The organism is Allofrancisella heilbronnii (assembly GCF_000710735.2).
GTDB classification, from domain to species: domain Bacteria; phylum Pseudomonadota; class Gammaproteobacteria; order Francisellales; family Francisellaceae; genus Francisella; species Francisella frigidaquae.
On sequence record NZ_CP144673.1, the window covers coordinates 1,149,385 to 1,168,487 of the forward strand.

Genomic DNA, 19,103 nt, shown 5'->3' on the forward strand with positions numbered 1-19,103 from the left:
GTGCTACTTACACACTATAAATATAAAACTAAATATTTTCAACAAAATAGTTTTTGTTACCTACCTCTCAAAAAGAAACTATCAAGCTGACCAAAAGATAACTTTACCCAGGTCGGTCTACCATGGTTACACTGACCAGAGTTTTCAACTGTTTCCATCTGTCTAAGCAGATGATTCATCTCTTGTACACTAATTTTATCATTTGCTCTGACAGCAGCATGACATGACACTGTTGCAAGTATATGATTTAGATAAAACTCAACGCTTTTTGTCTTTCCCGAAGATGTAAGCTCTGTTGCAACATTAGATATTAAATCATGAATGTCTTTATTTTTAACATATATAGGAACAGCTCTGACTAATACAGCATCATCTGCTACTATTGAGATCTCAAAACCTAGCTTTTCAAAAACTAGTAGATTTTCATCAATAGTGGCAACTATATTACTAGATAGCTGGCAAGTTAGAGGCATCAGTAAATTCTGTTTAAATTTATCAGCATCTGCATGCCAAGTTTTTTTCATTTCCTCATAGAGTATTCTTTCATGTGCTGCATGCATGTCTACAAGCACAACCCCATCATCAACTTGAGAGAGTATATATATACCATGAATCTGACAAATCGCTTGACCTAACCCACCTTCTTTCTTAGGTTGGTTAATATGAAGTTCATTTTTACTATTGTTGTTATTATTTTCAGTTACAGCATACTCAAATACTTCAGATGTTAGTTGCGTATCTTCGGTTACAGAGATATCCAAACTCATATTACCAATATTAAGAGGATTATTTACTGATGTTTTCTTTTGTTGCAAATTATAATTTAAATCATCATTAGTAGTTTGTACATCCGCACTAGTAGTTATAGCTTGATTAATCCTGCCAAAGAGAAAGTCATAAATAAATCGCTGATTCCTAAACCGAACTTCACTCTTAGCAGGATGAACATTAACATCAACCTCTCTGTAATCCATATCTAGATAAAGTAAAAATGCTGGATACCTATTACCATACATTACATCCTTATATGCGGCTTTCACTGCATGGCTTACAATCTTATCTTTAATAATACGTCCGTTAAGATAAAAACTTTGCATATCAGCTTTAGCTCGATTATAACGTGGACTTGCTACCCAACCCCATAAGTGTGCATCTCCTGCATTTTCATCAATATAAATAGCATTTTCAATAAACTCTTGACTGTACAAATCAAGCACACGGTTATATTTAAGTTGAATATCTTCAGCTACTATTAGATTTTTTATTTCTCTGCCATTGTGGATAAATTTGAAGGATACACCAAAATAACACAGCATATATTTTTTTAGTAAATCGAAAACGTGTAAAAATTCAGTATTATCTTTTTTTAAAAATTTACGGCGTGCTGGGGTATTATAAAATAGTTCATTAACTTCTATAGTTGTTCCTGTAATGTGAGCTGCTGGTACAACTTCATTAGTGTGGTTATTAATCTGCCAAGCGTCCTGTGCTTGTATGTGCTTAGAGATTATTTTTAATTTTGAGACTGATGCTATACTTGCTAAAGCTTCACCACGAAAACCCATACTTGCAACCGCCTCAAGTTCCTCTAAAGTATAAACTTTACTGGTTGCATGAGCCACCAAAGCTAAAGCCAGATCTTGCTTTGTTATACCATTACCATTATCTCGTATCCGTATAAATGATTTGCCACCATCTTGGATTTCAATAACAATATTTGATGCTCCAGCATCTATAGCATTCTCGACTAACTCTTTAACTACAGATGAAGGTCTTTCTATTACTTCACCCGCTGCTATTTGATTAGCCAAATTTTGTGGCAATATTTTTATTTGACGATAATTACTCATTTAGACAAAAACTGCTTGAAATTACTAGAATTAGATTATAGAGATTTAGTAAAGAAATCTCTATCTTACACAGAAATAAATTTAAGTATTGCCAAAACTTATACTGGTTTCTTTACCCCAAAATCGTAATTATAGCACTCTTCAAATAATTTTTGATTTGTCACTTTACCATCTTTATCTGTATATGGATAAGTACCTGTTTCTTCATTTAACCCACATTTTTGTTTGACTTGCTCATACTGAGCCTCTGTAATTCTCTTCCAGTGAGCGTTTTTACCAACAGCGTACCAACCACTTCCTTTATATGCTCTGGCAAATAGAGTTTCTCCACCATCCTGCACTTGAGCTTTAGAATTATAAGTTTTACCGTCATTTGGATTTAGCACCCCACCTTTATCAAATTCAAGACTTTTGTCAGAACTATTTGTATTTTCCTGAGGCTGCAAGTTTCCAGCAAAAACAAGACCCTGCATCAAATTATCGTTTGAACTAGTATAATTATATTTAAAGCCATTGACATCTCCCTTACCACAAATATCGCAATGAACCTGGGCGGGTACAATCTTGTTGTTAATAACATCCATAATTGGTACAACTATTTCCATCTCAAGTGTATCTTTATTTCCATATTTATTATTTTTAGCAAAATAAGAATGTACAACACCTTGAACTTTACCAATCCCAGCATCTTTATCCTCATCAAACTGAACCCAGTAGCCTACTGGTGATAGTTTGTCTTCTGGTGCATTTTTAGCACCTTCTGCATATGCTGAACTAACAGAAAAACCAGCTAACATGACTAAAGATAGTAGTTTAAATTTTTTCATTTTTTCTCCTTAACAAAACTTCGTGAACAAATAGTTCCCCTTTACTGATAGTAACAAAGATAGCGTTTTTATTCAAATAACTTATTTTTGCGAAGCAAATTTAGTAAAAGAAGTTTATAATTAAAAAACCTTAGATTAATACTTTGAATAATATTTTTTGAAACAGCAAGGAAAAATTATAACCAACTTTGGTGGCAATCTTATTGTTAAATTAGAAGATAATCAAAAGGTTTCCTGTCTATTAAGAAGCCACTTGAAAGGAGAATTAACGGTTGGAGATAATGTAATCGTTGATTATTTAGATACAACTTACATAATAATTGATCTTCTAGAAAGAAGAAACCTTATATCTCGCCCTAACTCCTATCAACGTAAAAATAAAAATATAGCTGCAAATATAGATCAAGCTATTATAATTATTTCTCACTCTCCAGCCCCTGTTGAACACTATATAGATAGATACCTAGCAGCTATACATAGTAGTGAGATTACACCTGTTATAGTTATAAATAAGATTGATAACCAAAGCGAATCAGACAAACAACTTATACAACAATTAACTGAAATTTATAGCTTAATTGGCTATAAAATCTTATATATATCAGCAAAAGATAATATTGGCATGAAAAATCTACTACATACACTGAATGGTAAAACTTCTATATTTTTAGGTCAATCAGGAGTTGGTAAATCTGAAACTTTAAATACTATTCTGGGTGAACAAGTTACAATTACAAGTCAAGTATCTGACTCAACAAAAAAAGGGCGCCACACTACCACCTGTTCCACGCTATATGAAATAAATGAAACCACCGCTATTATCGATTCTCCCGGTATTCGAGAGTTTGGTCTATGGAATATCTCCCAGGAAGAACTTTTTGATGGCTTTTTGGATTTCAAAAAATACAAAGGTATGTGTCAATTTAGAAATTGCTCTCATGAAGAAAACTCAAAAGGATGTGAAATAGTTAAGCATCTAAAAAATGGTAATATAAATAGGCTACGTTATACAAATTATCATCGGATCTTAGCTGAGATAAAAAGTAAATAAAGGGACTGTTGAAAGCTGAAATTAGGCAAATAATAATAAGGCAAAAATATTTGAAAAAGCGCAGTTTACATGTAGTAAATGAGCATTTTGAGAATATTTTTAACACAATTAGTGCTGTATAATTTTAGTTTTCAACAGTTCCATAAACTACATCCTTTCTGGTATCGATATACCTAGCACACCTAATGCTATACTCATCGCTTTAACCATAGCTACACAAAGTGCTAGTCTTGCATCTTGTATTTCCTGATCCGTGATATTAGTAATAGGACAATTAGCATAAAATTTATTAAAAATATTTGCCAAAGAATATGCAAACTCACAAATAATGTGAGGTTGGGAAGTATCATAAGCTCTAGTTATAGCCATTGGAAACTGTATAAGTTGAAGCTGAAGCTTCTCCTCATATTCATTAGTAGCAGCAGAAACATTATAGTCTTTAACCAAATCTTGTAAATTATACTCATCACCAAATACTTTTCTAATTATCGATTTTGCTCTAACAGCTGTGTATAAAAGATAAGGTCCAGTTTTACCTTCGTATTGTGCGAACTTTTCTAAATCAAATATATAATCGTTTGAATAATTATTCACTAAATCACCAAACTTAATTGTTGCCATAGCTACTTGATTTATAACCTCTTCATCATTTTCTTCCGGCATCCTTTGCCTAGCACATATTTTGGCTTGTGATATTAAGTCAGATAAATGCATTACGCCACCTTCTCTGGTTTTAAAAGGTTTGCCATCTTTTCCATTTACTGTACCAAAAGCAATGTGCTCTAGCTGACACTTAGTGTTAACTATATTAGTCTTTTGAGCTACGCTAAATACTTGTTTAAAGTGCAGAGACTGTCTTTTATCTACAACATAAACTACCTTATCAGGGTCAAAATCTTTATTACGCTGCCATAATGTTGCCAAATCTGTAGTACCATACATAATACCACCATCACTTTTTACAATAATAAGTGGCGGCGTATCTTGTTTGCCTGTGTCTATCACCCAAGCACCTTCGTCTTCATACATAAAATCTTTAGATTTTAGGTACTCTACCATTTCACCCACATACTTATTAGCATCACTCTCACCCAACCAGAGATCAAAATTTATATCAAGCTCTTGAAAATCCTTCTTAACAGCCTCTATAGAAATCCTTACAAAATGTTTCCATAAGGCGACATAACCTCTTCTACCTTGCTGTAGTTCAAAAGTAGCTTGCCTTGCTTTTTCCATTTCACTCATGTCAGACTTACATCTTTTTGAGGCTTGTGGATATATTTGTGCTAACTCAGCAACTGTCACAGGTGATTTTTTAGGATACTCTTTAGTATATTCTTTATCAAAATAAACTAGCTCCGGAGAGCGTAACTTTATTTCTTCTATAAGCATACCCATTTGAGTACCCCAATCTCCCAAATGCACATCAGAAATAACTTCATCACCACAAAAACGGTAAAGCCTTTGTAAAGCATCTCCTAATAAAGCTGACCTTATATGCCCAACGTGCATAGGTTTTGCAACGTTTGGTCCACCAAAGTCTAGAACTATTTTTTTGGGATTAGGATTACTCTCTACCCCAAAGCTATTTGTTTTAAAAAAATCATTTACAACCTTAGACAAAAAGTTTGGACAAAGCGTGATATTTATAAAGCCTGGCTTTGCTATTTCAATTTTGCTAAAAATATCCTTTTGTTCTATACATTCAATGATCTCTTGAGCAATTACAAATGGTGGCTTTTTTGCAAATTTAGCTAAAGGCATAGCCCCATTGCATTGAAAATGTCCTATTCCCTCACGAGTTGAGACAACAACTTTGGCAAAACTTTCCCCATAATTTAACTTTTGAAAAGCTTTTGCGAATATTTTTGATAGATAAACTTCTATATTCATTTTTTATAAATCCAAGATAAAACTATTCCTATACCTTCCAAATTTAACATAGAAATATGTAGCAAATACAGATATAATATCATGGTTATTTTTTAAAACTCAACAAAAAGGCTCCTAAAATCAATATGTTAAAGGGTATTCATAAATATCTGTGGGTTAGCTTTGGCACTGTATTTATTACAGCGTCTGGCCATGCTGCGAGAATTATGAACGAAAACCCTATAAAAGAGGACTGGAGCTGTAAAATTGTAGACAATGAATGGAAATGTGACCGAGTTAAACAGCCAGCGAACGTCTTTGATGAAAAATTAAAACCAGAAGAAAAACAAAAAGCCTTGTCAGATGACTTAGGATGGGTCCCACAAGCGAAAACTTTTGTTGGTGGCTACTATAATAATGACAGTGCTTTCACCAAATCTTTATGTGAATCTAAAAAAACAGAACTTAGTTATGAAGATGCTGAGTATGATACAGATGGGACACTTATAGCTTCTGGAAACGTAGAAGTATTACAGTGTGACCAAGAAATGTATAGTGATGATGCTATAGTTAGTTTTAACACTGATAAAAACTCTATCCAATCAATCGTAATGACTGGTGATGTGATTGCTAGACAACCATCTACTGGTATAGTTATCCGCACAAAAGAGCTTGCTGCTAACACAAACGATGGCACTTATAGTGCTGGTGAAACGTACTTTAGAATGGCTAGAGAAGTACCAAATACGCTTATGTATGATAAAGAACACTTTAGTGGACACTTAAGAGGTTATGCAAAAACTTTTGAAAAAGAAGACCAAGATAACTTAATAATGGAAGATGCTTATCTGACTTCTGGTGATCCTACTGATAACGCTTGGAAGATAACCGGAAAAAATATTAATATTGATACTGGTAAAGAAATGGCTTATGTTAAAGATGGCTTCTTTAAAATTAAAGATATACCAGTTATGTACATCCCTTATTTTTCATATCCTATAAGTAACAAAAGAAAATCTGGTTTCTTAACTCCAAACTTCGTTAATAGTCAACTTTCTGGATATGGGGTTGCAATACCATATTATTTCAACTTAGCACCAAATTATGATTTATTGCTTGAGACAGTTTTTTGGTTAAAACGTGGTCTGATGGAAAATGGTACTTTCAGATACATGACTGATATTTTTCAGGGGCAATTTGAAGGCTCAATAGTACCTTACGATTTCCAAACTCATACGATGAGAGGAGCTTTTACTTTCTCAAATAGTGGTGATTTTGGTAATGGTATCACTACAAGACTAAAGTATGACTACGTCAGTGATAAAGATTACTATGATGATTTCTCTGTAGGTAATATTAACCTAGTTACAAAAACCCTTTTAGATAGAGAATTTGACCTAAACTATAGCAATGAGAATATAACCGCAGGATTAACCGCATTATACTATGGTGTAGTTAATCCAGAGATGAACCTTGCAAACATACCTTATGCTAAACTACCAGAAATAAAGTTCAATGCCACAGCTGATGGTTATACTCCTGACTCTGTAAGCCTAAGTATCGAAACATTAAATACTTATTTCTATAAAGCAGCGTACCCAATAAACCCTAGCCAAAGCCCTGCTATAGGAACAAACGTAAACGCTTTTAGAGGATATGAATCACCTAAAATCACTGGTAATTTTTCAGAAACTTGGGGATATTTAACTCCTTCTTTAGAAGTGCCTATACGTTATTACCAGCTAAATAATAAACCAACAGATACTATAAAATTTAGTAAAAATAGTGTTACAAGTATCCTACCCATTTTTAACATTGATTCCGGATTATACTTTGATCGTGAATACACAACAAAAGAAGAAGCTTACACACAAACCTTACAACCTAGATTATTCTATACCTATATCCCCTATCAGAATCAAACTGATATACCTTTATTTGACACCAGTTTGCAAAACGAACAATATATGCAGATGTTTCAGGTAAATAGATTTACAGGGCACGACAGAATAAACAACGCCAATCAGCTTACATACGCTCTAGAGTCAACAACGATCAACCAAGAAGACGGCTCTACTTTAGCATCAGCTAAGATTGGTCAGATGATGTACTTTGCTGATAGAATGGTTACGCTTTGTCAAGGTAATTCAACTTGTAATAACCCAGAAATGACAGATGTATTTGCAAAAGAAACATTCTCTCCTGTTATGTCATCATTTGAGTACCAGATAATGAAAAATATTTACTTATCTGCTCAGATTAATTACCGCATACAACAGCAAAATGTGGATTACCAAGTGTATCAACTTTCTTACAAAGATGAAGGTGAGAATATCTTTAATGTTTCATACAACAACATTGCTAACAACTGGAACTCTCTAACTCAAGACCAAATTAACAACGGTGTAAAACCAACACCGCAAGAAACTGTAACCCTTTCAACCATAATCAATCTAAATGATAGCTGGGCAATAGCAGGGTTGTGGAACTACAATTTCCAGCAAAACCAGTTAGCAGATGCATTTGTTGGTCTGCAATACAACGATAAATCTTGGGCTGTTAGAGCACTATGGCAAAAAAGTGCATATACAAACTCTGATCCAAATGATCCTCAAAAATTAGGAAATTTAGTTAACTCCTATATGCTTGAGTTTGAGCTAAAAGGCCTAGGAAGCGTTGGTAGTAGCAGCAACATTGCTTCTCGTTTAAGTCAAATAAATGGCTATGAACCAGGTGAATGGGGAGGTGCAAAATCATGATAAAAAAACTTCTTATTTCCATAAGCTTTTTATCTATTTTTTTTTATAATGGTTATGCAGATATAGCATCTAATTTGTTTCAAAATTCTTTTAACTCAAGTTTTGGTAACAATAATGAAACAAGTACAACTTCTTCCCAGGACTCTAACAAAAAAAACCTCGTCAACAAAACTATTGCTATAGTAAACAATAAACCCATAACCTCACTTGAACTTAACCAAGAGGTTCAAAAACTCCAAGCTAGCAATCCACAGATAACTCAATTCAACCCAGATGACCTGGCTATAAAAAGACGTGCGCTCCAAGATTTAATATCTCAAAGCGTATTAATTCAACTAGCTGAACAAAATAACATTACAATATCAGAGCAGCAGTTAAATTCTGCCATACAAGAAGTAGCCACTAAGAATAATATGTCCATAGATTCGCTAAAGTTAAATCTAGAAGCATCTGGTATGTCGTTTAGTAAATATAAAGACAAAATACGTGAGCAGCTAATGGTTAGCCAACTACAACAACAAGCTATTGCTCAACAAGTATATGTCTCTCCTGAAGAGATTCAAAAATACATAAAGAAACATAAAAAAGAATTTGATAGACAAATGTCTCCAATTAAAACTTATAATCTTAAAAATCTAATCATAGCTTTACCAGAATCAAAAAAAGCGAAAAAAGATAAACTTGATTTGTTAAAAAAACTAGCGATGGCCATTAATAATGGTGATATTAGTTTTTCTGATGTTGTAGAACAATTCTCAGAAGCTCCCAATGCAAGCATAGGAGGAATAGTTAGTCATCCTCTTAAATTTGATGCTATACCGAGTATTTATAAGACAAGGGTGAAAAAACTTAAGCAAAATCAAGTATCTAAGCCTTTTATAGTAAATAACACTATACAAATGGTTTATATCGATAAAATAGATGTTCAAGCTCCTTTATTAGGTAAAGAAATCACTAAATACTACGTCTATGGTATAGTTATAAAAGCAGTTGGAAGCATGACTGAGAATGGTGCAAAAAGTTCTCTTGATAGAGCATTTGTTGCTCTATCAAGCGGTGAGGATTTCACTAAAGTAGCAGAAAAATTCAACCAAGATTATGATCATGCAGATGGTAAATTTGGTTGGGTGTCAACTTTAGATAGCCCCCCTTCTCTACCACCTGCTGCTTTTGCAAAACTACAGACTCTCAAAGAAGATGAGTTTTCCGATGTTTTTCAAGCTGATTCAAAAACTTGGATGATTATAAAATATACAAAAACAAAAAAATATAATGCTGCAGAAGAGTTAAAAGAACAAAAAGCTTTAGAAGCTATTTTTTCAGAAAAAGCTCAGCAAATATATAAAACCTGGCTAACTTCTATGAAAGATGACGCTTACATAGAAATCCTAGAAAGTGATCTTCAAACTCCAGAGTTGTATTAAATAGGTTAGTCACATGCAATATAAAACTAAAGCAAAAAAATCTTTGGGACAAAATTTCTTACAAGATGAAAATATAATCCAAAAGATAGTTCAACTAGCTAACTTAAATAAAAATGATACTGTATTAGAAATAGGACCAGGTTTAGGAGCATTAACCCGTCATTTACTTACTAAGTCGAATAATGTTAATGTAGTTGAATTTGATGGTACAATCATAGAGTCACTACTGGATAACTGTAAAGCTTATGGCGAACCTACAGTTTTTAATGAAGACTTTCTTAAATTTGATACTGATAAACTAACTACGTCAAATAACAAAATAAAGCTCATTGGCAATTTACCTTATAACATTTCTACTCCAATATTATTTAAAGTAATAACCTTGGGTGACAAAGTTGTTGATGCTCACTTTATGCTCCAGAAAGAAATGGTTGATAGAATAATATCCCTGCCAAACACTAAAGTTTACGGAAGACTTTCTGTTATTTTACAATATCATTTCACCTGTAGTTGTATCCTTAAAATTCCACCAGAAGTTTTCTATCCCAAACCAAAAGTTGATTCAGCAATAATTAGATTAAAGCCCAGAGTTGATAAACCATACTTAAAAAATCAAGATTTTTTTGAAAAACTTGTAAAGCTAAGCTTTGCACAACGTCGAAAAACTCTGCATAATAATCTTAAGGAAATTTTAAAACAACGAAACATTAACTCTAACTGCTTGCCTATTGATACAAGTCTTAGAGCAGAAAACCTAAGTGTTAATGATTTTGTTAATTTGGCAAACTTCTTAAGCTAGGAGTAATAATGGCTACTTATGTAATCGGAGACGTACAAGGCTGCTATGACGAGCTACAATTGCTGTTAGAAAAAATAAAGTTTAATAAAAATACCGATAAGCTTATTTTTGCTGGTGACATTATAAATAAAGGTCCAAAATCACTTGAAACAATAAATTTTATTATGTCACTTAAAGAGAGAGCTCAGCTTATCCTAGGAAATCATGAAATACTATTTTTAGCTATCAGCTATAATTTTTTATCCTCAAATAACAAGCATACTTTTGATGAAATTTTAAACGCTTCTAATCTTAAAGAAATCCAAGAATGGCTTTGTAATCAAAAATTTCTAATAAAGCTTGATAATTATTATATAACACATGCGGGTATTCCACATATATGGTCACCTAAAAAAGCTCTAAAGAGAGCTAATGAAGTTGAATTTATCTTAAAAAATGAAACTACAAGAAAATTACTACTAGCTAATCTCTTTAACGAAGAAATTGCAAAGTGGAATAAAGAACTAGAAGGAATAGAAAGATGGCTGTGTATACTTAACTACTTTACTAGGATGAGAGCTATAAAGAAAAATGGCGAACTAGACCTAAAATTTAGTTCAACTATCGAAAATATTCCAAATGGGTTTGAACCATGGTTTAAATTTAAACATAAAAAATTTAGCACAGACAAAATTTTAATTTTTGGTCACTGGGCTGCACTTAAAGGTGTGACTGGTAACAAAAATATAATAGCCCTAGATACAGGATGTGTATTTGGTGGTAAACTAACTTGCTACTGTACCAAAAATAAAAAAATCATTAGTATTAATGCAATTAAAAGTTATAGGAATATTTAAATGGATATACTAGTAATTAATGGTCCAAATCTTAATCTATTGGGGACTAGAGAGCCTGATTTATATGGCAATAAAACACTTGAAGATATAAATTTTGAGCTTTCTAATATAGCTAAAGAACATAAAGTAACTTTAGAATTTTTTCAAAACAATCATGAAGGTAATATTGTTGATAAAATACAACAAACGTCTGCTAAATTTATTATCATAAACCCCGCTGCGTATACACATACTAGTGTAGCAATAAGGGATGCCTTTTTAGCTACAGGTAAGCCTTTTATTGAAATACATTTGTCTAATATATATAATAGGGAAGGGTTTAGGTCTAAGTCACTTCTCTCTGACATTGCTTATGGAGGCATATTTGGTCTTGGTACGAATGGCTACACCTTAGCTATAATAGAAGCTATAAATTATATAAATACTAAAGGAGAAAAAGATGGATTTATTAAAAGCAATAGATAGAGTAGCTGAAATTCTTAATTCTAGCGACATTAAAGAAATAAAAATCAAAGATGGCGGATCTAGTATTTTTATGACCAAGAATAATACAGCTACCACAAGTGTAGTTTCTGCACCTGTTGCAAGTAGTATAACTCCTGTTGCATCATCAACCTCAGCAGCTAGCTTAACTTCAGTGTCTTCTACTCACACAGCAGCTACTATATCTGCTAGTGAAGAAGTATTAAATGGTGAAGAAATTAAATCTCCTATGGTCGGGACTTTCTATAGCTCACCTTCTCCAGATGCAGCTGCATATGTTAAAGAAGGTCAAGAAGTTAAAAAAGGTGATGTTTTATGTATTATCGAAGCGATGAAAATAATGAATAAAATTGAAGCTGAAAAATCTGGAAAAATAATTAAAATCCTTGCTAAAGATGGCGATCCAGTTCAATACGATCAACCCCTATTTATAATTGAGTAATTTGATTGAAACATTTTATTAATAGAAAATAGAGAAAGTCGGTCTAAACTCTTAAGAGGTAATATGAAATGATTAAAAAAGTACTAATCGCCAATAGAGGTGAGATAGCGCTTAGGATTCTAAGAGCTTGTAGAGAATTAGGAATTAAAACTGTAGCTGTTTACTCTACTGCTGATGCTAACCTTATGCATGTTAAGCTAGCTGATGAGGCCGTATGTATTGGACCGCCAGCACCTAATCTTAGTTATTTGAATATTCAAAGTATAATCACAGCCGCTGAAATTACTAATGCAGACGCCATACACCCTGGTTACGGATTTTTATCAGAGAACGCTAAATTTGCTAAAGCTGTTGAAGAAAGCGGTTTCATTTTTATAGGCCCTCGCCCAGAAAGTATAGAAATTATGGGTGATAAGGTTGAAGCTATCAAATACATGAAAAAAGCAGGGGTGCCTTGTGTACCTGGTTCAGGGGGACCTCTAGGTAGCGATGACAAAAAAAACCTAGAAATTGCTGAAAAAATTGGCTACCCAGTGATTATTAAAGCTGCTGGTGGTGGTGGCGGTCGTGGCATGAGTATCGTTAGAAAAAAAGAAGATTTAATAAGTGCTATTTCTTTAACTAAGAGTGAAGCAAGAATCGCTTTTAATAACGATATGGTTTATATGGAAAAATTCTTAGAAAACCCTCGTCATATCGAGATACAAGTTTTCGGAGATGGTCAAGGTAACGCTATACACTTATTTGAAAGAGACTGTTCAACACAAAGAAGACACCAGAAAGTTATTGAAGAAGCTCCTGCAATTGGACTTACTGACAAACAAAGAAAACAAATTGGTGAGCAATGTGTAAAAGCTTGTAAAATACTTAAATATCGTGGCGCTGGAACATTTGAGTTCTTATATGAAAACGAAGAATTCTATTTCATCGAAATGAATACTAGAATCCAAGTTGAACATCCGGTTACAGAATCTATCACATCTACGGACCTTATCAAAGAGCAAATAAAAGTTGCTAATGGTCAAGGTTTAAGCTGGAAACAAGAAGATATCACTATTGTTGGGCATGCTATAGAGTGTAGAATTAATGCAGAAGACCCTGAAAGGATGATCCCTTCACCAGGAATGATAAATGTTTATCACCCACCAGGTGGTCCAAGGGTACGCGTAGATTCTCATATTTACTCAGGATATGCTGTACCACCAAATTATGACTCTATGATAGCAAAAGTTATTGTACGTGCACATGATAGAGAAACTGCTCTACAAAAAATGCGTGCAGCTCTTGAAGAAATGGTTATTAATGGTATTAAAACCAATATCCCTTTACATCAAGAGATACTAAGCAATGAAGCTTTTGTTAAAGGTGGAACAAATATTCATTTCTTAGAAAAAATGTTGGAAAACAAGAAAAATTCTAAATAGTATCGTCTATATCTTCATTTTAATTTCTCTCTTTTTCTTATATACTTTTATCCAAACAAAATAAGATTGCACAACTATGCATAATTTCCAAAATTTTCTAAAAAGTACTAGAGAATCTAAAAACTTAGAACAAAAAACTATTGCAGATGCTACAAATCTCTCGGTAGAGGCTATTCAGACTATAGAAAGTTCTGATAATGGCACCCTATTACAAAATTCTAGTACTTTACTAAAAAATCAAGTTCGAAGATACTGTGAATACTTGGAGATTCCTGAGAAAAAAATCATATCTATACTAAATAAAATTGACATTTTATACTATAAAAAGTCTAAGTATGGGAAATTAAAACTTTTTGACTACATTAATAGGCTCGCAATAATAATAATAACTGTAACGTTAATAGTTTTAGTTGTTAAACTTATTAAAGCAAGCGTTTATGATGCTATAACTTTTAATACTAAAGACTCTAAAACTTCTATAATTTACACGCCTATAAATTATGACGCCGATACTACTTCTAAAGAAAGTAGTTCAGAAGATAATTCAGCAACAGCTACTGCTACTAGTAGTAAACAAATATCAGCCCACCCACCTGCTGATGCAAATATGAGCAACGTAATTATAGATAATCCTAATATCACAGACACTACAGAAGAAAGTTCAGTACCAACTGAAACTAATAATAATCAAGAAAACCAAAGCCACCAAACCCTTATTAATAGTGATTCTATAAATGATATGGTCTCTCAATATTTTTCTAAAAGATAGATAAATCTTTTATATTTTTGATATTTTCAAAACTCATAAGTAGCCTATCAAAACCTAGTGCAACTCCAGAGCATTGAGGAATTTTATTAAGACAATCAAGTAGGTTTTTATCTATATCTAGAATTGCCTTACCCTGTTGATTACGAGTTTCTAAATCTGCTTGAAAACGCTTTAACTGCTCTTGTTTATCAATAAGCTCATAGTAACCATTAGCAAGCTCTATACCATTATAAAAAACCTCAAACCTTGCAGCTACTAGCTGATCATTATCATCTATAACTTTTTTAGCCAAAGCTGACTGTTCAACAGTATAATTAAAGATAAAATACACGGTACCTGCTTCATTAAGGTTTTTTTCAATATTGTAACTAAATAATATATCTAAACAGTCTGCTACACTTGGATTATCTAAACCTTGAATTTTACCAACATACTTATCTACGTAGTCTAGTAATTGTTCTAGATTTACTGAATGTGGGTTAAAACCATAATACTTCTCGAATGCTTGTTGGTAACTTAAATAACGAAATTTAAGACTAGGCTTAAGTTTTAAAAACAAGGATTCCATTTCCTTCATAAGCTGAAGGTAATCTACTCCTGCCCTATACCACTCTATCATGGTAAATTCAAAGTTATGTAAACTACCACAAGCCGGTTCATCACGAAATGCTTTACATATTTGATATATACTGCCACTACCAGCAGCCAGAAGTCTTTTCATCGCGTACTCAGGAGAGCTTTGTAGATATCTTTTACCTAATACAGTATCAATTGAAAATACATCTATAAATGGGTCTGTAACACCATAGTTATAAGCTAATGGAGTGTCTACCTCTAAAACGTTTATGTCTTTAAAATATTCTCGGGTTTTTTCTAAATATTCTGCTCTCTTTCTAATGTTAGTTATACTCATTTTCTACTACTCTAATTTTACTTATACTTGCTATATCTATTTCAAGCTTATTCATATTCTCTAACTCTAAAGTAAGCTTAAGATCATTTGATATACCTTTTGCTGTCGCTTTATAGATTTGACCGCCATAGTTAAAAGTTATTTGCTTATTCAATACATAATCATACTTTGCAAAAGTTTCTAAAGTTTCATCTATGTTTTTTCTAAAAGACTCTATAATTTCAATAATCATAGATACTAACAAGCTAGTGCTATCTATAGTTTGTCCATTAATGACAGCTAATGATGTCCATAAACGATCAATCTTTTCATCTAATTCAAACATATTAACATTTATCCCTATTCCAATGACTATATCAAAGCTAGACTTTTTGATGTTTTTTGTCTCGATCAATATTCCTGCTAATTTTTGATCCTTATAATAAATGTCATTAGGTAGTTTTATCTTTAGGCTTTCTCTTAATTGTATTGGTATATAATTTCTAATAGCTTTCAGCACTCCTATAGCTACTTTAATACTACTTAAAGTATTTTGATTTATGCTAAAATCACACGAAAATCCTAGGGTTGCGTAGATATTATCTTTATTTTTAGAAACCCAATCACCCCCTCTTTGACCTTTTCCTTTTATCTGTGCATCCGCATAGCATAGGTGGTATTTATGAGTAAAATTTTTATTTAGTATAAAGTCATTCGTAGAATTTATACTCTCAAAGTGCTCTATCTCTATATCACCTACATACTTATGTAAATGTTCTTCTATAAATTTATGGTTTTTCATAACTGCACAGTTTTAATATTTAATGACAAAGATACTTGCCCAAGAAATTCTTCTTTTTGTAGTTGATAACAGGCTGTAACAGTATCTCCAACACTAATCTTATCGACGATTTCACTATCTAAAGCATTAAACCAGATTGCTTTAAGTGACTGAACATCATTATAACGTAAAACCATTTGTGCATGATTTTGATCCTTGCCAACTAGCCGGAAATTTTCAACTATAAACTTGTTGTAAAAAATTGGTTTCTCAAACTCTCTGCCAAAAGGTTCTAAAAAGTCTATTTTATCTAAAGTTTCCAAGCTAAAATAGCTCTCCTCAAGCTCAAAATCATATTCCACATAAGGCTTTAAACTTAGGCCAAACTCTTTAACTACTTTATTTATATATTCCTCGAAAACCTCATAAAAGCTGTCAAAGTCTTGTTTTCTGATAGTTAAACCTGCAGCACCTTTATGGCCTCCATACTTTAACATCAAGGTGGGATTCGTGTTTGCTATCATATCTAATATTTGTTTAATATCTATATCATCTACGCTTCTAGCTGATCCTGATATTAGGTTAGGATCTATCTGAGTTTGTGAAAATATAATGATAGGCTTACCAAACTTTTCTTTAAGTTTACTTGCTGATATACCATGTATACCTGTATGACCATTTTTGAGAAAAATACATAAAGAATTTTTAGTGCAATTAAGCTCTTGTGCTTGCTGTATGGCTTCATCTGAAAGCTGCTTTTGGATTTCCTTGCGTTGGTTATTTTGCTCTTTAAGGTTCTGGAAAAGATCCGTTATTCTCTCTGCGTCATTTTCTAATAGAAAATTTACTGAGCCTAGAGCATCAGCTAGCCTTCCATCACTATTTAATATAGGAGCTATACTAAAGCCTATATACTCACTTGAAATTTTATCTCTATCAAAAAACTCCCAGCAGTTTCTAGTACCCTTTTTAAGCTGACTAATGCCTAATTTAGTTACTATACGATTATTATGACTATTAGCCATACTAACACAATCTGCTACTGTACCTATAGCTACTAAATCTAGTAAGTCACTTAAACTATATTCACCAGAAATAGCTTTGTTATTTTGAATAAATTTACGGCGTAATGCAGCCATAAAAAGCCATGCTACCATACATCCAGCTATAGATTTATCTGGATACTGGCAACCATCTTGAGTAGGGTTTAATACTGCTACAGCGCTTTTAGGTGGCCCTTCTGGTGGAATACCATGATGATCTGTGACTATAGTATCAATGTCATTTTGCTTAAGAATAGAAATTCTAGCTTCATCTGTTGAGCCATTATCTGCTGTTATAATCAAACTTGGTCGGACACTATCTGTCAGAATCCTATTCATTACAGATTCTGATAAACCATAGCCTTCTTTCATTCTGTGACCAATATATGATCTGGTTTTTTCTTTAGGATGATTAAAAATTTCAGTTAAAGCTTCATAAAGTATCGCTTGAGATGTTTGCCCATCACAATCATGGTCTGTTTCTAAGCCAATAACCTCTCCTTCTTGCAAGGCAAGGTAAAGCCTGTCTACAGCTTTTTGGATATCTTTAAACAAAAATGGTGAAGATAAATCTTTAATTGTTCCGTTTATTATTAAATCTAAGCTGTCTATATTTTGTACTCTTGTAGCAATGAGTTTAGCTATAAATGAATCGTATTTATTAGATATTAAATAGTCATAGACTTGCTTATTAATTTGTTTTTGCCTAACTAACATAAATTTAAATTAGATGCTTCTCGTTTACCTTTAACATGATTTCTAAACATATTAACACCAGACATAAATAATAATCCTAAAGGTATCGCAAAGAAAATGCCCCATAATCCCCACATTCCACCAAATATTAATATAGCAGAAACCACTCCCACAGGGTGCATGTTTAAAACCTCTGAGAATAACAACGGCACTAGCAAATTACCATCTAAAGCTTGTATTGTAAAATATACGGTTAACATCCATACAAACGTCATGCTAAAACCATACTGAAACATTGCAACCATTACCACCGGAATAGTAACCAAAACCATTCCAACGTATGGAATGATAACAGAAATACCCACACCAAAAGCTAATAGTACTGCATAGTTAAGGTCAAAATAAGCAAATCCTATATATGTAGTAATAGATACTATAATAAACTCAATAACTTTACCTCGAACATAATCAGCCAATTTTGGCTTTAAATCATTCCAGACATAATATAACGCACCATTTTCTTGTGGTAAAAACCCTTTAAACCAATTAATTATTTTTTCTTTATCTTTTAAGAAATAAAAAATCATCAAAGGTACCAAGAATAAATAAATTAACGCTGAAAATAGTACTGGTAGAGTTGCTGCTGTACGTTGGAGTATAAATGAACCAAAATTAGAGCTGAGTTTTTGCCAATCAATTGTATCAAACCAGCTTACTATATTATTTATCCTATCTTCAGTAAGTAAGCTTGGGTATTTTAGAGATAACTCTTCTAAGCTATTTTTTAAGCTAGATAATGTATGCGAACCTTGTTTTATAAAATCAATCAACTGATTAATCATAATAGGTAATAGTACAAATATTACCGATAATAAAACTATTAAGAAGATAATAAATACAAAATAAACTAAAAATTGCCTATTTATCCGAGTTGCTTTGTGAAGGATATTAACAAAAGTATCTAATAAATAGGCTATAACTAAGGCAGCTAGTATTGGTGCTATATAGTTTCCTAAAAAAGTTAAAACTAAGTAAAAAAACAGCATTAAACCAATAAAAATAAAAGGCTCATTATTTAAATACTTCTTTTGATACCAAGACTTGAGTGTTGTAAAAATCATTACTAAAAGTGCTCTACTGCTCTTATTAATTATT

The 19,103-nt window shown here is 32.5% G+C and carries 15 protein-coding genes and 1 pseudogene; 9 read left to right on the forward strand and 7 right to left on the reverse strand.

Annotated elements, in window-relative coordinates; genetic code table 11:
• Positions 1-56 precede the first annotated feature (56 nt).
• Both mutL and FRA_RS05335 read right to left on the reverse strand, forming a co-directional pair.
• The gene (gene mutL, locus FRA_RS05330; protein WP_035719636.1) at positions 57-1,850 is read right to left on the reverse strand and encodes a DNA mismatch repair endonuclease MutL; all 1,794 of its coding nucleotides are present in this window, start codon (positions 1,848-1,850) and stop codon (positions 57-59) included.
• Positions 1,851-1,948: 98 nt separating this feature from the next.
• A complete protein-coding gene (locus FRA_RS05335; protein WP_035719637.1) occupies positions 1,949-2,677 on the reverse strand; it encodes a DUF2147 domain-containing protein in 729 nt (242 codons plus the stop codon).
• A gap of 157 nt (positions 2,678-2,834) precedes the next feature.
• On the opposite strand from FRA_RS05335, the gene rsgA reads away from it, so the two are divergent.
• Entirely contained in the window at positions 2,835-3,728 is an 894-nt protein-coding gene (rsgA, locus tag FRA_RS05340) for a ribosome small subunit-dependent GTPase A (protein ID WP_035719640.1), read from the forward strand.
• A gap of 147 nt (positions 3,729-3,875) precedes the next feature.
• On the opposite strand, the gene argS is transcribed toward rsgA, so the two are convergent.
• Entirely contained in the window at positions 3,876-5,621 is a 1,746-nt protein-coding gene (argS, locus tag FRA_RS05345) for an arginine--tRNA ligase (protein WP_035719641.1), read from the reverse strand.
• A gap of 125 nt (positions 5,622-5,746) precedes the next feature.
• Here argS and FRA_RS05350 point away from each other — a divergent pair, with 125 nt between their 5' ends.
• From FRA_RS05350 to FRA_RS05385, 8 genes and pseudogenes are all read left to right on the forward strand, one after another.
• On the forward strand, positions 5,747-8,359 hold the full coding sequence (locus tag FRA_RS05350) for an LPS-assembly protein LptD (RefSeq protein ID WP_035719642.1): 2,613 nt from the start codon (positions 5,747-5,749) through the stop codon (positions 8,357-8,359).
• Positions 8,359-9,783 carry a SurA N-terminal domain-containing protein gene (locus FRA_RS05355; protein WP_035719725.1) on the forward strand — a complete coding sequence of 475 codons (1,425 nt, stop codon included), beginning with the start codon at positions 8,359-8,361 and terminating at the stop codon, positions 9,781-9,783. The genes FRA_RS05350 and FRA_RS05355 overlap by 1 nt, the downstream gene beginning before the upstream one ends.
• Before the next feature lie 13 nt (positions 9,784-9,796).
• Positions 9,797-10,582, forward strand: a complete 786-nt coding sequence (gene rsmA, locus FRA_RS05360; protein ID WP_035719643.1) for a 16S rRNA (adenine(1518)-N(6)/adenine(1519)-N(6))-dimethyltransferase RsmA — start codon at positions 9,797-9,799, stop codon at positions 10,580-10,582.
• Positions 10,583-10,590: 8 nt separating this feature from the next.
• The gene (locus FRA_RS05365; RefSeq protein WP_035719644.1) at positions 10,591-11,418 is read left to right on the forward strand and encodes a symmetrical bis(5'-nucleosyl)-tetraphosphatase; all 828 of its coding nucleotides are present in this window, start codon (positions 10,591-10,593) and stop codon (positions 11,416-11,418) included.
• Positions 11,419-11,883, forward strand: a complete 465-nt coding sequence (gene aroQ, locus FRA_RS05370; protein ID WP_035719645.1) for a type II 3-dehydroquinate dehydratase — start codon at positions 11,419-11,421, stop codon at positions 11,881-11,883. It abuts the gene before it with no gap.
• Complete coding sequence (gene accB, locus FRA_RS05375) at positions 11,858-12,343, forward strand: acetyl-CoA carboxylase biotin carboxyl carrier protein (RefSeq protein ID WP_035719647.1); 486 nt, start codon at positions 11,858-11,860, stop codon at positions 12,341-12,343. The genes aroQ and accB overlap by 26 nt, the downstream gene beginning before the upstream one ends.
• Positions 12,344-12,411: 68 nt before the next feature.
• The gene (gene accC, locus FRA_RS05380) at positions 12,412-13,767 is read left to right on the forward strand and encodes an acetyl-CoA carboxylase biotin carboxylase subunit (RefSeq protein ID WP_035719649.1); all 1,356 of its coding nucleotides are present in this window, start codon (positions 12,412-12,414) and stop codon (positions 13,765-13,767) included.
• A 76-nt stretch (positions 13,768-13,843) separates the two neighbouring features.
• A pseudogene (locus FRA_RS05385) lies at positions 13,844-14,398 on the forward strand (helix-turn-helix domain-containing protein); the annotation flags it as partial.
• A gap of 127 nt (positions 14,399-14,525) precedes the next feature.
• Here FRA_RS05385 and epmA read toward each other — a convergent pair.
• The 4 genes from epmA to FRA_RS05405 are packed head-to-tail and all read right to left on the reverse strand — an operon-like array spanning position 14,526 to position 19,069.
• Positions 14,526-15,449: an EF-P lysine aminoacylase EpmA gene (epmA, locus tag FRA_RS05390; RefSeq protein ID WP_035719650.1), complete on the reverse strand. Its 924-nt coding sequence runs from the start codon at positions 15,447-15,449 to the stop codon at positions 14,526-14,528.
• On the reverse strand, positions 15,436-16,230 hold the full coding sequence (locus FRA_RS05395; RefSeq protein ID WP_035719652.1) for a biotin--[acetyl-CoA-carboxylase] ligase: 795 nt from the start codon (positions 16,228-16,230) through the stop codon (positions 15,436-15,438). Before FRA_RS05395 ends, epmA begins: the two co-directional genes overlap by 14 nt.
• A complete protein-coding gene (gene recJ / locus FRA_RS05400) occupies positions 16,227-17,969 on the reverse strand; it encodes a single-stranded-DNA-specific exonuclease RecJ (protein ID WP_035719655.1) in 1,743 nt (580 codons plus the stop codon). The genes FRA_RS05395 and recJ overlap by 4 nt, the downstream gene beginning before the upstream one ends.
• Positions 17,963-19,069, reverse strand: a complete 1,107-nt coding sequence (locus tag FRA_RS05405; RefSeq protein WP_035719657.1) for an AI-2E family transporter — start codon at positions 19,067-19,069, stop codon at positions 17,963-17,965. The genes recJ and FRA_RS05405 overlap by 7 nt, the downstream gene beginning before the upstream one ends.
• Positions 19,070-19,103: the final 34 nt, after the last annotated feature.